At 69.4% G+C, this 13,256-nt stretch carries 14 protein-coding genes; 10 read left to right on the top strand and 4 right to left on the bottom strand.

The window, feature by feature from the left end:
- The first annotated feature begins 8 nt into the window (after positions 1 to 8).
- The 10 genes from pyrC (at position 9) to AC1DXK_RS01660 (ending at position 9,746) form a co-directional block, all read left to right on the top strand.
- A complete protein-coding gene (pyrC, locus tag AC1DXK_RS01615; protein WP_457104733.1) occupies positions 9 to 1,088 on the top strand; it encodes a dihydroorotase in 1,080 nt (359 codons plus the stop codon).
- 143 nt (positions 1,089 to 1,231) lie between these two features.
- Positions 1,232 to 2,677 (top strand): amidase, encoded by a 1,446-nt coding sequence (locus AC1DXK_RS01620; RefSeq protein WP_457104734.1) that lies wholly within the window; start codon positions 1,232 to 1,234, stop codon positions 2,675 to 2,677.
- Between the two features lie 423 nt (positions 2,678 to 3,100).
- Positions 3,101 to 4,876 carry an acetolactate synthase 3 large subunit gene (locus AC1DXK_RS01625; RefSeq protein ID WP_457104735.1) on the top strand — a complete coding sequence of 592 codons (1,776 nt, stop codon included), beginning with the start codon at positions 3,101 to 3,103 and terminating at the stop codon, positions 4,874 to 4,876.
- A gap of 82 nt (positions 4,877 to 4,958) precedes the next feature.
- The gene (ilvN, locus tag AC1DXK_RS01630) at positions 4,959 to 5,501 is read left to right on the top strand and encodes an acetolactate synthase small subunit (RefSeq protein WP_210032530.1); all 543 of its coding nucleotides are present in this window, start codon (positions 4,959 to 4,961) and stop codon (positions 5,499 to 5,501) included.
- Between the two features lie 121 nt (positions 5,502 to 5,622).
- Positions 5,623 to 5,886 (top strand): AbrB/MazE/SpoVT family DNA-binding domain-containing protein, encoded by a 264-nt coding sequence (locus AC1DXK_RS01635; protein ID WP_457104736.1) that lies wholly within the window; start codon positions 5,623 to 5,625, stop codon positions 5,884 to 5,886.
- Positions 5,876 to 6,265 (top strand): type II toxin-antitoxin system PemK/MazF family toxin, encoded by a 390-nt coding sequence (locus AC1DXK_RS01640; protein ID WP_457104737.1) that lies wholly within the window; start codon positions 5,876 to 5,878, stop codon positions 6,263 to 6,265. The genes AC1DXK_RS01635 and AC1DXK_RS01640 overlap by 11 nt, the downstream gene beginning before the upstream one ends.
- The gene (locus AC1DXK_RS01645; protein ID WP_457104738.1) at positions 6,262 to 6,906 is read left to right on the top strand and encodes a glutathione S-transferase family protein; all 645 of its coding nucleotides are present in this window, start codon (positions 6,262 to 6,264) and stop codon (positions 6,904 to 6,906) included. Before AC1DXK_RS01640 ends, AC1DXK_RS01645 begins: the two co-directional genes overlap by 4 nt.
- An 81-nt stretch (positions 6,907 to 6,987) precedes the next feature.
- Positions 6,988 to 7,644, top strand: coding sequence for a TetR/AcrR family transcriptional regulator C-terminal domain-containing protein (locus AC1DXK_RS01650; RefSeq protein WP_457104739.1), 657 nt, complete (start codon positions 6,988 to 6,990; stop codon positions 7,642 to 7,644).
- 12 nt (positions 7,645 to 7,656) lie between these two features.
- The gene (gene ilvC, locus AC1DXK_RS01655; RefSeq protein WP_457104740.1) at positions 7,657 to 8,676 is read left to right on the top strand and encodes a ketol-acid reductoisomerase; all 1,020 of its coding nucleotides are present in this window, start codon (positions 7,657 to 7,659) and stop codon (positions 8,674 to 8,676) included.
- A 416-nt stretch (positions 8,677 to 9,092) separates the two neighbouring features.
- On the top strand, positions 9,093 to 9,746 hold the full coding sequence (locus tag AC1DXK_RS01660; RefSeq protein ID WP_457104741.1) for a pyridoxamine 5'-phosphate oxidase family protein: 654 nt from the start codon (positions 9,093 to 9,095) through the stop codon (positions 9,744 to 9,746).
- Between the two features lie 4 nt (positions 9,747 to 9,750).
- Here the strand turns inward: AC1DXK_RS01660 and tam are convergent, their stop codons facing one another.
- The 4 genes from tam to AC1DXK_RS01680 all read right to left on the bottom strand — a co-directional run bounded on the left by tam (position 9,751) and on the right by AC1DXK_RS01680 (position 13,170).
- Positions 9,751 to 10,530: a trans-aconitate 2-methyltransferase gene (tam, locus tag AC1DXK_RS01665; protein ID WP_477296607.1), complete on the bottom strand. Its 780-nt coding sequence runs from the start codon at positions 10,528 to 10,530 to the stop codon at positions 9,751 to 9,753.
- A gap of 22 nt (positions 10,531 to 10,552) precedes the next feature.
- Entirely contained in the window at positions 10,553 to 11,254 is a 702-nt protein-coding gene (locus AC1DXK_RS01670) for a haloacid dehalogenase type II (RefSeq protein ID WP_457104743.1), read from the bottom strand.
- Positions 11,251 to 12,315 carry a tryptophan--tRNA ligase gene (gene trpS, locus AC1DXK_RS01675; RefSeq protein ID WP_457104744.1) on the bottom strand — a complete coding sequence of 355 codons (1,065 nt, stop codon included), beginning with the start codon at positions 12,313 to 12,315 and terminating at the stop codon, positions 11,251 to 11,253. The genes AC1DXK_RS01670 and trpS overlap by 4 nt, the downstream gene beginning before the upstream one ends.
- A 93-nt stretch (positions 12,316 to 12,408) precedes the next feature.
- Positions 12,409 to 13,170: an endonuclease III domain-containing protein gene (locus AC1DXK_RS01680; protein WP_457104745.1), complete on the bottom strand. Its 762-nt coding sequence runs from the start codon at positions 13,168 to 13,170 to the stop codon at positions 12,409 to 12,411.
- Between the last annotated feature and the right edge of the window lie 86 nt (positions 13,171 to 13,256).

Here is a 13,256-nt window from a genome sequence, read left to right on the forward strand (position 1 = left end):
AAATCACGATGGGCGTCGCCGAGCTGTTTCCCGCCGAGCGCCAGGAGGCGAAGCCGGTCGAGCGGATCACGATCCGCCGGCCGGACGACTGGCACATTCACCTGCGCGACGGCGCGATGCTAAAGGCGGTGCTGCCCTACACGGCGGCGCAGTTCGCCCGGGGCATCATCATGCCGAACCTCGTGCCGCCGGTGACCACGGTCGCGGCCGCGCGGGCTTACCGGGACCGGATCCTCGCCGCGCTGCCGGCCGGCATGGATTTCACGCCGCTGATGACCTGCTACCTGCGGGACGACACCGATCCGGACGAGATCGAGCGGGGCTTCGCCGAGAAGGTCTGGGTCGCCGCCAAGCTCTACCCGGCTGGCGCGACCACGAACTCGCACGCGGGCGTCACCGACCTCAACGGGATCGCGCCCGTGCTGGAGCGCATGGAGCGGATCGGCATGCCGCTGCTGATCCACGGCGAGGCGACCGACCCGGAGATCGACATCTTCGACCGCGAGGCCGCCTTCATGGAGGGCAGCCTGATCCCGCTGCTCGGCCGCCACCCGGGGCTGAAGGTCACCGTGGAGCACGCCACCACGGCGGAGATCCTCGACGTTGTCCGGGAGCACCGGAGCCGGTGCGCGGCCACGATCACCCCGCACCACCTCGTGATCAACCGCACCCACATCTTTCAGGGGGGCCTGCGCCCGCACCTGTACTGCCTGCCGGTGGCTAAGCGCGAGCGGCACCGGCTCGCCCTGCGCAAGGCCGCGACTTCCGGCGAGGCCTGCTTCTATCTCGGCACCGACACGGCTCCCCATGTCCGCGGCGCCAAGGAGGCGTCCTGCGGCTGCGCCGGCGTGTTCTGCGGGCCTTCCGCGCTCCAGACCTACGTGCAGGTCTTCGACGAGGAAGGGGCGCTGGACCGGTTCGAGGCCTTCGCGTCGCTGAACGGCGCCCGCTTCCACGGGCTGGAGCCGAATGCCGGGACCGTCACCCTGGAGCGCCGGGAGGGCCGCATCGCCGAGGCCGTCACAGTCGACGACACGGCGGTGGTTGTGTTCCGGGGTGAGGAGACGCTGCCGTGGTCGGTGGCGTGACGGCCGCAAAAAGGCTGCAAGCCGTCACCGCTTCGCTGCGCTCGCAAAGACGGTCATCAGCAATCCATCCTTTTAGCTAAAGCCATCTTTGCCTGGATCCGACCTCCGGTTACCGATCTTCCGTCGATCCGGAGGAGGGCAAGATGCAGGACGCGCGACAGGACGGCATCACGGCCATGGGCGCGGTAGACCTCGCCGCCGCCATCCGTGGCCGCGTGATCTCCTGCGTGGAGGTCATGCGCGCCTATCTGGAGCGGATCCATCGGATCAACCCGCAGGTGAACGCCCTCGTGGGCCTCGCCGACGACGCCGCGCTCCTGCGCGAGGCCGAGGCCGCCGACGCCGCCCTGGCGCGCGGTGATGCCATCGGCCCGCTGCACGGTTTCCCGCTGGCCGTGAAGGATCTCGACCCCGTCCGCGGCCTGCGATTCACCCAAGGCTCGCCGATCTTCGCCGACCGGATCGCCGAGACCGACTCGATCATGGTGACGCGCCTGCGCGCCGCCGGGGCGATCTTCATCGGCAAGACCAACATCCCCGAGTTCGGCCTCGGCTCGCATAGCTTCAACCCGGTCTACGGGGCCACCGGCAACGCCTACGATCCGGCCAAGACGGGGGGCGGGTCGAGCGGCGGCGCCGCCGTGGCGGTGGCCCTGCGGATGCAGCCGGTCGCCGACGGCAGCGACCATGCCGGCTCCCTGCGAAACCCCCCGGCGTTCAACAATTGCTACGGCCTGCGTCCGAGCTGGGGCCGGATTCCCGCCGAGGCCAAGGACGTGTTCAGCCCCGGCCTCGGCGTGCTCGGCGCCATCGGCCGCACGCCCGCCGATATCGGCCTGATGCTGTCCGTCCAGGCAGGCTACGATCCGCGTTGCCCGAACGCCATCCGCCAGGACCCGTCCGGTTTCGCGACGCCCCTCGCCCGGGACTTCCGCGGGACCCGAATTGCGTGGCTCGGCGATTGCGGAGGCCAGATCCCGTTCGATCCCGGCGTGCTCGACCTCGGTCGCTCCGCGCTCGCCACCTTCGTGGAGATCGGCTGTAGCGTCGAGGAGGCGGTGCCGCGCTTCGACATGGAGCAACTCTGGCAGGACTGGCTGGTGCTCCGCGCCCTGACGGTCGCGGCGGCGCTCCGTCCGTTCTACGACGAGCCCCGCCACCGGGCTCTGCTCAAACCGGAGGCCGCCTGGGAGGTGGAGCGGGGGCTCGCCCTCGGAGCCGATCGGATCATCGCGGCCCTGGAGGGCCGCACGCGCTGGTACGAGACCCTGCGGCGCTTCGCGGAGGCCTACGACTACCTCGTGATGCCGAGCGCGCAGGTCTTTCCCTTCGACAAAGCGTTGCGCTGGCCCGAGACGGTGGGCGGGCAGGCGATGGACACCTATCACCGCTGGATGCAGATCACGATCCCGGTGACGATGTCCGGCTTGCCGTCCCTCGATGTGCCGGCGGGTTTCGGAGAAAGCGGTCTGCCCACCGGCATCCAGATCGTTGGCCCCAACCACGGCGAACTCGCCTGCCTGCAGCTCGGCGCGGCCTACGACGCCGCGAGCAACTGGGTCCGGCGCTACCCGCCGCCGCTCGCGTGAGCAGCGCCGGGAATAGAAACCGCGCGCCCGGCCTGACGAACGCGTTGACCAGCCTCACATGCTCCGCTATGAGGCCCAACACTTCACGCGCGACCGGTGTCGATCCAAATCGGATCGCTGGCCGCCGCGAGGCGAGTTCGGATATCCGATGACCACGATCCTTATTGTAGCGGTAGCGTCACCGACGGGGCGGCCCTGAGATAGGGCCGCAATCCGAGTGGTGGCGCATGCAGGGTCCCTCGGGACCCTTTTTTATTGCCCGCTTCAGGACGGAGCGGGACCGGCGCAGACGGGATACCGAAGCGGACGGCACGTTCGGGCGAGGCGGGGACCGCCCCGCATGACGAGGGTGCGGTGGGAGAGGGCGGGGCAAGGCGGCGGTCTGAGGACCGCGGTGGCTCCGGAGAGCGCGAGGAGACGAGCATGAGCGGCGAGGTCATGACCGGGGCCGAGATGGTCATCCGGGCCTTCCAGGATCAGGGTGTCGACACGCTGTTCGGGTATCCGGGTGGCGCCGTACTTCCGATCTACGACGCGCTCTTCCACCAGAACGCCGTCAAGCACATCCTCGTCCGCCACGAGCAGGGCGCCGTCCACGCGGCCGAGGGCTACGCGCGCTCGTCCGGCAAGGTCGGCTGCGTCCTCGTCACCTCGGGTCCCGGCGCCACCAACATCGTCACCGGGCTGACCGACGCGATGCTGGATTCGATCCCGCTGGTCTGCATCACCGGCCAGGTCCCGACGCACCTGATCGGCACCGACGCGTTCCAGGAATGCGATACGGTCGGCATCACGCGCCACTGCACGAAGCACAATTACCTGGTCAAATCGATCGACGACCTGCCGCGCATCCTGCACGAGGCGTTCTACGTCGCCGCCAATGGCCGGCCGGGTCCGGTCGTCGTCGACCTGCCCAAGGACATCCAGTTCGCCTCCGGCCTCTACGAGCGCCCGGAGATCGCGAGCCACAAGACCTACCGCCCGGCCGTGAAGGGCGATTCCGACCGGATACGCGCGGCCGTCGAGCTGATGGCGACCGCGCGCCGGCCTGTCTTCTACACCGGCGGCGGCGTGATCAACTCGGGTCCGGAGGCCTCCCGCCTGCTGCGCGAGCTCGTCCGCGAGACCGGCTTCCCGATCACTTCGACGCTGATGGGCCTCGGCGCCTATCCGGGTACGGACGAGAAGTTCCTGGGCATGCTCGGCATGCACGGGACCTACGAGGCCAACCTCGCGATGCACGAGTGCGACGTGATGATCTGCGTCGGCGCCCGGTTCGACGACCGGATCACCGGCCGGCTCGACGCGTTCTCGCCCTTCTCCAAGAAGATCCACATCGACGTCGACGCCTCCTCGATCAACAAGGTGGTCAAGGTCGATATCGGGATCGTCGGCGACTGCGCCTCGGTGCTGGCCGACATGCTGGAGGCGTGGCGCGCCCTGCCGTCGCGGCCCGAGAAGTCCAACCTCGAATCGTGGTCCCAGAAGATCAGCACCTGGAAGGCGCGGGACTGCCTCGCCTACTGGCCGTCGGGCACGATCATCAAGCCGCAATACGCCGTGCAGCGCCTCTACGAGGCCTGCAAGGCCCGCGAGACCTACATCACCACCGAGGTCGGCCAGCACCAGATGTGGGCCGCCCAGTACTTCAAGTACGACGAGCCGAACCGCTGGATGACCTCCGGGGGCCTCGGCACGATGGGCTACGGCCTGCCGGCGGCGATCGGCACGCAGCTCGCGCATCCGGACGGGCTCGTGATCGACATCGCCGGCGAGGCCTCGATCCTGATGAACATGCAGGAGATGTCGACGGCGGTGCAGTACCGCCTGCCGATCAAGGTCTTCATCCTGAACAACGAGTACATGGGCATGGTCCGGCAGTGGCAGGAGCTGCTTCACGGCTCGCGCTACTCGCAGAGCTACTCGGAGAGCCTGCCGGACTTCGTCAAGCTGGCGGAGGCCTACGGCGCCAAGGGCATGCGCTGCGAGAAGCCGGGCGACCTCGACGGCGCCATCGCCGAGATGCTCGCCCATGACGGCCCGGTGATCTTCGACTGCATCGTCGACAAGACCGAGAACTGCTTCCCGATGATCCCATCGGGCAAGGCGCACAACGAGATGCTCCTGTCCGATTACCTCGGCGAGACCGGCGTCGAGCTCGGCGACGTGATCTCCGAGGAAGGCAAGATGCTGGTGTGAGGACGGGCGGCCCGGCGTCACCGCCGGGCCGCGATCCGCCGCTGCGGCGGCGATGGGTCGAGCGACGAGGACGAGGCCGGCGATGAACGCGATGAACACCCACTACCCCGATGCCGTCCGCGTCGAGCCGGTGAACCGGCACACGCTGGCGGTGATCGTCGACAACGAGCCCGGCGTGCTCGCCCGCATCTCGGGTCTGTTCTCCGGTCGCGGCTACAACATCGAGAGCCTGACCGTCTCCGAGACCGAGGAGGCGCGCCATATCTCGCGCATCACCATCGTGACCACCGGGACGAACGCCGTGATCGAGCAGATCAAGGCGCAGCTCGACCGGCTGGTGCCGGTGCACCGGGTCGTGGACCTGACGCTCCAGGGCAACGCCCTCGAGCGCGAGATCTGCCTCGTGAAGGTGAAGGGCGAGGGCGAGCATCGGAGCGAAGCGCTACGTCTCGCCGCCGCCTTCGGCGCCAAGACTTTGGACGCCACGCTCAACTCCTTCGTGTTCGAGCTGACCGGCGCCACCGAGGATGTCGACCGGTTCGTGCGCCTGATGAGCGTGATCGGGCTGGTGGAGATCTGCCGGACCGGCATCTCCGCGATGGGGCGCGGGGCGGAGCCGCTGTAGGTCTCGCAGGACGGTCTTGCCTACACCTGTCGACGTCGGACGGGCGATCGTCCCTGCATGTACGCTCCTCAACGGCCGATCACGTCTGCTATGATGTGGTCTCCGCAAGGGAGGCATTGCGATGGAAGCCAAGGTCGTCCGGTGGGGCGATGACTTCGCCATCAAGCTCACGCCCGTGGAGGCCGAAGAACTCGGCGTCCGTGAAGGCACGACCGTAGAGGTGAAAAGGGCAAGCTCGCCCGCGCCGCGCCCTGTCGTGAACGGGGAGCCCGTCATGACGCTCGCCGAGATGATCGCCGAGATGGAACGCCTCGGCCCCTCGCATCGACCGGAACTGGTCGATTGGGGACCGGATGTCGGTTCAGAGATCATCCGTGACGACTGATTCCGAACCGCTTGAAGCCGGCACCCTCGTCTGGGTTGATCTCAGGCCGAGCCTGGGCCGCGAGCAGGATGGCGTGCGACCGGCCGTTGTCGTATCGAGCAGAGACTTCCACAGGCTGAACGCAACGGCCATCGTCTGCCCGATCACCGGCAACGTGAAACCGTGGCCGACCAAGGTCATCCTGCCGCCCGGCCTCGCGGTCTCCGGCGCCGTCCTGACCGATCAGATCCGGTGTCTCGATCGCGCCAAGCGCGGCTTCCGTCGTGTTGGAGCTGTAACGGACGAAGTTCTGCTCGCCATCCGTATCAAGCTTCATGAGTTGATCGGGATTGCGGTCGTCCCACCGCTCGCGCCGTACCCCAACCAGGAGTCACAGTGACCGCCCGCACCCTCTACTACGCCCCCGGCGCCTGCTCGCTCGCCGCCCACATCATCCTGGAGGAATCCGGGCTGCCCTACGAGGGCGTCAAGCTCGATCTCGCCGCGGGCGACCAGCGGCGGCCGGAATACCTGTCCATCAACGACCGCGGCCGCGTGCCGGCGCTGACCGAGGACGGCTGGGTACTGACCGAGTGCGCGGCCATCATGCGCCACGTCGCCCGTCAGGTGCCGGACAAGGCGCTGTGGCCCACGGATCTCCGCGAGCAGGCCGCCGCCGACGAGTGGCTCGGCTGGCTCGCCTGCAACCACCACATCACCTACGCCCATGTCCGCCGCCCTGAGCGCTACACTGAGGACGAGAGCGCCTTCGACGGCATCAAGGCCAAGGCCGCCAACACCTACGCGGATCTCGCCACCATGACCGAGGTGCGCCTCTCGCACGGCGGCTGGGCCGTGGGCGACCGCTTCAGCGTCGTCGATGCCTACCTGACGGTCTTCTGGTTCTGGGCCAACGGCCCGGTGCTTCGGTTCGACATGGCCGGGCGCTTCCCGGCGTGGACCAGCCATGCGCGCCGCGTCGCCGAGCGACCGGCCGTGCAGGCCGTCTTCGCCCGCGAGGGGCTGCCGCTCCCGCGCTGACGGCGTCCGGTCGCGGCCCTCTTGCCGCGGCCGTCGAATCGGCCTACAGCGCGTACCGTACGGTACGGTACGCAATTCGCGATGATGCAGGCCAGCGCCACAGCAGAGCAGGACGCCCCGTCGGCACGCCAGCAGGCGGTGCTCGACGCCGTGCTCGGCCTGATGGTCGAGGACGGCGAGCAGCTCACCATGGACGCGGTTGCGCGCCGGGCGAGCTGCTCGAAGGAGACGCTCTACAAGTGGTTCGGCGACCGGGACGGGTTGCTGACCGCGACGGTGCGCTGGCAAGCCTCCCGGGTCCATGCCGGGACTGATAGCGCTCAGGTGCTCGACGGCGCGACCCTGCGGGAGCGCCTGCAGGACTTCGCCGTGACGTGGCTGGAGGTCATCACCGGCCCGACCTCGGTGGCGCTGAACCGCATCGCCATCGCGCATGCGGGCACGCGCAAGAGCAATCTCGGCGGCATCGTGCTCGCGAACGGCCGCTTCGCCATCGGCGAGCGGGTGAAGCCCGTGCTGGAGGCGGGGCGCGCCGCCGGCCTGCTCACCTTCGCCGACAGCGAGGCCGCCTTCCGCACCTTCTTCGGCCTCGTCGGCCGGGATATCCAGATTCGCCTTCTGCTCGGCGAGACCCTCGACCTCGACGGGGCCGAGATCCGGCGCGATGCGGGCCGCGCCGTCGAGCAGTTCCTGGCCCTCTACGGCCGGGCCAACCCCGACCCGAAACACCGAACTTAAGAGGAGACAGACATGCGGGTGTATTACGATCGCGACGCCGACCTGAACCTGATCAAAGGCAAGAAGGTCGCCATCGTCGGCTACGGCAGCCAGGGCCACGCCCACGCGCTCAACCTGCGCGATTCCGGCGTGAAGGACATCGTCATCGCGCTCCGCGAAGGCTCCGCCACCGCCAAGAAGGCCGAGCACGAGGGCTTCAAGGTCCTGTCGGTCGCCGAGGCCGCCAAGTGGGCCGACGTGGTGATGATGCTCACCCCCGACGAGTTGCAGGGCGACATCTACCGCGAGTCCCTCGAGGGCAACATGAAGCAGGGCGCCGCGCTCCTGTTCGCCCACGGACTCAACGTCCACTTCAACCTGATCGAGCCGCGCAAGGACCTCGACGTCCTTATGGTCGCCCCGAAGGGTCCGGGCCACACCGTGCGCTCCGAGTACCTCCGCGGCGGCGGCGTGCCGACCCTGATCGCCATCGCGCAGGACGCGTCCGGCAACGCCCACGACCTCGGCCTGTCCTACGCCTCGGCGAATGGCGGCGGCCGCGCCGGCATCATCGAGACAACCTTCAAGGAGGAGTGCGAGACCGACCTGTTCGGCGAGCAGGCCGTGCTCTGCGGCGGCCTCGTCGAGCTGATCAAGGCCGGCTTCGAGACCCTGGTCGAGGCGGGCTACGCCCCCGAGATGGCCTATTTCGAGTGCCTCCACGAGGTGAAGCTGATCGTCGACCTCATCTACGAGGGCGGCATCGCCAACATGAACTACTCGATCTCCAACACGGCCGAGTACGGCGAGTACGTCACCGGCCCGCGCATCGTCACGCCCGAGACCAAGGTCGAGATGAAGCGCGTGCTGAACGACATCCAGTCGGGCACCTTCACCCGCAACTGGATGCTGGAGAACAAGGTCAACCAGACCTCGTTCAAGGCGACCCGCGCCAAGCTCGCCGCCCACCCGATCGAGGAGGTCGGCGCCAAGCTCCGCGGCATGATGCCGTGGATCTCCGAGAAGGCGCTGGTCGACAAGACCCGCAACTGATCGCTTCGGATGACGACGCGGCCGGGCTTCGCTCGGCCGTCAGGGGCTCGGTCACGCGAAGGCGTGACCGGGTTTGCTCTTTTCCGTGGCGCACCCTTTCCCGGACGCCTGAAACGCAGTGGAAGGTGATCCGGGAACCAGCACAAGAAGCGCCGCGAAAGCGGCACAGGTTGTTGCAGGCAGACGCTTCGCGAAGTCTCTCGCTGGATCCCGGGTCGCATTCCGCTGACGCTCCCTGCGCCCGGGAAAGGGGCGCGCGTGAACGGTCTCACGGCTGGCCCGTCTGGCCGCGCCATATTGTGTCTGGGCAGGCAGGATCACCCGCCCAACGCCCAGGTTGCCGAAGGCGACCCTCATGACCATAAGCCCCGCAGCGGTCCCACCCCTACGAGGACCGGCACGCGGAGAGGACACCCATGGCATCGCTCTATTCCGACGCGCACCGGGCGCTGCAGGAGGAGTTCGGCACCACCAAGCTCGCCGTGCGCCTCGACGAGGACTGGGTCCACGAGAGCATCCAGCCGGACGAGGCCGCCTTCATCGGCTCCCGCGACATGTTCTTCCTCTCGACCGTCGATCCGGACGGGATGCCGACCGTCTCCTACAAGGGCGGCCCCACCGGCTTCGTGAAGGTGCTCGACCCCGGCACGCTGGTGTTCCCGGGCTTCGACGGCAACGGCATGTTCTACTCGATGGGCAACATCGAGGGTCAGGCCAAGGTCGGCCTGCTGTTCATCGACTTCGAGACGCCGCACCGCATCCGCGTGCAGGGCCACGCGACGCTGCTGCGCGACGACGCCCTGATGGCCGAATACACCGAGGCCAAGTACCTCGTGAAGGTCGCGGTGACGAAGATCTGGATCAACTGCCCGCGCTACATCCACAAGTACCGGAAGCTCGAGCAGAACAAGTACGTGCCGCGGCCCGGACGCGAGACCCCGCTCGCCGCCTGGAAGCGCCTCGACCTCGCGGGCGACGTGATCAGCGACGCCGACAAGGCCCGCGTCGCCCAGGAGGGCCGGCTGGAAGTCTCGGAGTACGAGGCGCTGATGGCCCGCGGCGAGGCCTGAGCCGCTACCGCGCCCGCGCCACGATGAACACCCGCGGGAAGGCGAGCAGGCGCCGCCCGTCGCTGCGCGGCGGGTAGGCGGCGTCGATCGCGCGGGTGTAGGCCGCCAGGAAGCCGGCCCGCTTCTCCGCATCCAGCGGGTCGAGGAACGGCCGGAGCCCGGTCGCGCTGACCCACTCCACGATGGCGGCGGCGTCCGCCATGCGGTGGTGGTAGGCGGTGCGCCAGACATCGACCTCGGCGGCGCGCGGCGCCAGCAGGTCGTAGTAGGCGGCGGGTTCCAGCATCCGCCCGAGGCGGCCGGCAATGGCCGGGCCGCCGATCGCGGCCGCCCAGGCGCCGTCCGCCGCGACCGCGCGCATCAGGCGGTGGGTGGGTTCGGAGAGGTTGTCGGGCATCTGCACGGCGAGGACGCCGCCCGGGGCGAGGAGGCCGAACAGCCGCGGCAGCAGGCTCGCGTGGTCCGGCAGCCACTGGAGGACGGCGTTGGCGTAGATCAGGTCCGGGGCGCGCTCGGGCACCCAGGTCGCGGCGTCGGCCTGCGCGAAGGCGAGGCCGGGCAGGCGGGCGCGGGCGCTCTTCAGCATGGCGGGCGACGTGTCGAGGCCAATCACCTCGGCGTCCGGATAGCGCGCCGCGATCAGCGCGGTGGAATTGCCCGGCCCGCAGCCGAGATCGACGGCCAGACGCGGCGCGTCGAGGGGCACGCGGGCGAGGAGCTCGGCGGCGGGGCGGGTCCGCTCGTCCTCGAAGTGGGTGTAGAGGGCGGGGTTCCAGTCGGCCATCACACCCTTTTGTCCGATCCGTTCAGCAGCCGAGCCGGTCGGCGAGGTCTGCCAGGTCCCGCGCCGCGTGGGTCACTGGCACCGTCGGCGCGGTCTCGCCGCCGGCCGGGCCATGCTCGTGCGGGCGGGCGATGTGGGCTGTGGCGAGCCCGTGGCTCGCGGCCGCCGCGAGGTCGTTCGCGTGGGCGGCGACCATCATGGTCTCGCCCGCCGCGAAGCCGAAGGCCGCGACGGCGTCGCGGTAGAGCGCCGGCTTCGGCTTGTAGTCGCGGGAATAGCCGGCGCCGAGGATGGCGTCGAAGATCAGGCCGTTGCGGCGGGCGAGGTCGGCCATCAGCCGGACAGGCCCGTTGGAGTTCGGCGCCAGGAGGTGCTTCTCGCGCAGGCGATGCAGCGCGTCCGGCACCTCGGGCCACGCGTCGAGCCGGTGCCACGCCTGGACCAGCTCGCCCCGCACGGCCTCGGAGACGCCCGCGATGCCGAACTGCGCCAGCACGTCGGGCAGCGATTCGGCCTGGAGCGTGTCGAGGTCGACGTAGGGTCGGGCGCCGGAGCGCACCGTCTCCATCGAGGGATTGTACCGCGCCCGCCACGCGTCCGCGAAGGCGCCGGCATCGAGGTCCGGCGCGAGGGGCGCGAGCAGCCGAGCCGCCTCGCGGGCGACGCCGGAGCGCCAGTCGACCAGCGTCCCGAAGACGTCGAAGACCAGCGCCCGGACGGTCACCGCACCGCCTGGAGGCTCGGACCGCGCCGGACGAAGCCGACGATGTCCTTGACCGCATCGAGCGTCTGCGCCGCGATAATCTCGGCCCGGGCGGAGCCATCGGCCAGCACGGCGTCGATATGGCCCGGATCGGCGGTGAGGCGGCGCATCTCCCCGGCGATCGGCGCGAGGCTCGTCACCGCGAGGTCGGCGAGCGCCGGCTTGAAGGCCGAGAATTGCGCCCCGCCGTAATCGCGCAGCACCTCTTCGCGGGTGATGCCGGCGAGCGCGGCGTAGATCCCCACGAGGTTGTCGGCCTCGGGCCGCTCCTTCAGCCCCGCCACATCGGAGGGCAGGGGCTCCGGATCGGTCTTGGCCCGGCGGATCTTCTGGGCGATGGCGTCCACGTCGTCCGTGAGGTTGATGCGGGAATTGTCGGACGGGTCCGACTTCGACATCTTCTTGGTGCCGTCGCGCAGGGACATGACCCGGGCGGCCGGGCCGCCGATCAGCGGCTCGGTGATCGGGAAGAACGCGTCGCCGTGGCCGTGCGCGGCGATCGAGCCCGAAAAATCGGTGTTGAACTTCTGGGCGATGTCCCGGGTCAGCTCCAGGTGCTGCTTCTGGTCCTCTCCGACGGGCACGTGCGTCGCCCGGTAGGCCAGGATGTCGGCGGCCATCAGGACCGGGTAGTCGTAGAGGCCGATCGAGGCGTTCTCCCGGTCCTTGCCGGCCTTCTCCTTGAACTGGGTCATGCGGTTCAGCCAGCCGAGGCGGGCGACGCAGTTGAACACCCAGGCGAGCTCGGCGTGCTGCGGCACCTGGCTCTGGTTGAACACGATCGACCGCTTCGGATCGATGCCGGCGGCGAGGAAGGCGGCCGTGACCTCGCGGATCTGGCCGCGCAGTGCCTCAGGGTCCTGCCAGACGGTGATCGCGTGCAGGTCGACCACGCAGTACAGGCACTGCGCGTCGCGCGCCTGCATCTCCACGAAGCGCTTCACGGCCCCGAGATAGTTGCCGAGATGCAGGTTGCCGGTGGGCTGGACGCCCGAGAAGACCAATTCGGTGAACGCGGCCATCGGCGCCGATCCTGAGCAAGGGAAGACCGGGGCTCCGCGCCGTCCGGGCGCGGGGTTACTCGCACCCGTAGGCCGGAATGGTCAAGGACGCGCTCACGGCTCCCGCGTGGGCAGCTTCGCGCTGGGGCAGAGGTCGACCAGCACGCAGCGCCCGCAGGCCGGGCGCTGATGATGGCAGACCTTCTGGCCGTGCAGCATCAGGATCTCGTGATTGTCGTAGAGATCCTGCGCGCTCCAGTCGGCGGGGAGCTGCGCCCGCAGGATCTGGTGCGCCGGGCCGACATCGACCCGCCCGCCGATCAGCCCGAGGCGCTGGGCGACCCGGTGATGGTGGCTGTCCACCGGCAGGGCCGGCATCCGCAGGGTGGAGAAGGACAGGACCGCCGCGCTGGTCTTCGGCCCGACGCCCGGGATCGCCTGCAGCCACGCCCGCGCGGCCTCGACCTCCATGTCGGCCAGGAAGGCGAGGTCGAGGCTGCCGCACCGGGCGCGCAGCGCCCGGAGCACGTCGCGGATGCGCGGCGCCTTCAGCTCCGGCCAGGTCACGCCCGCGATGGCGGCCTCGATCTCCGGCACCTCCGCGTCGATCACCGCCTCCCAGTCGGTGAAGCGCGCGCGCAGGGCCTTGAAGGCCCGGCCGGACTCGGCGTTGCGGGTCCGGTGCGACAGGAGCGAAGAGATGAGTTCGCTGACCGGATCCAGGCTGTGGAAGTACGGGATCGGGCAGCCGTAGACCGGGCAGAGCCGGGCATGGACCGCGAGCGCCTTCTCGGCGAGGGCGGGATCCGTGACGGCGGGGGCCGGCTTGCGGCGCGGATGCGGGGCGGTCCCGGTTCTAAGATCGGCGGCGGGCATGTCGGGCGAATCCGCGAGCCCGTATCGCTGTTCCTGGCAGTTCGAGGCAGCGGCGATCTGTCCGCCTGCCGGGCTCGCACGCTTCC

It is taken from the genome of Methylobacterium sp. P3_A11, from assembly GCF_056403155.1.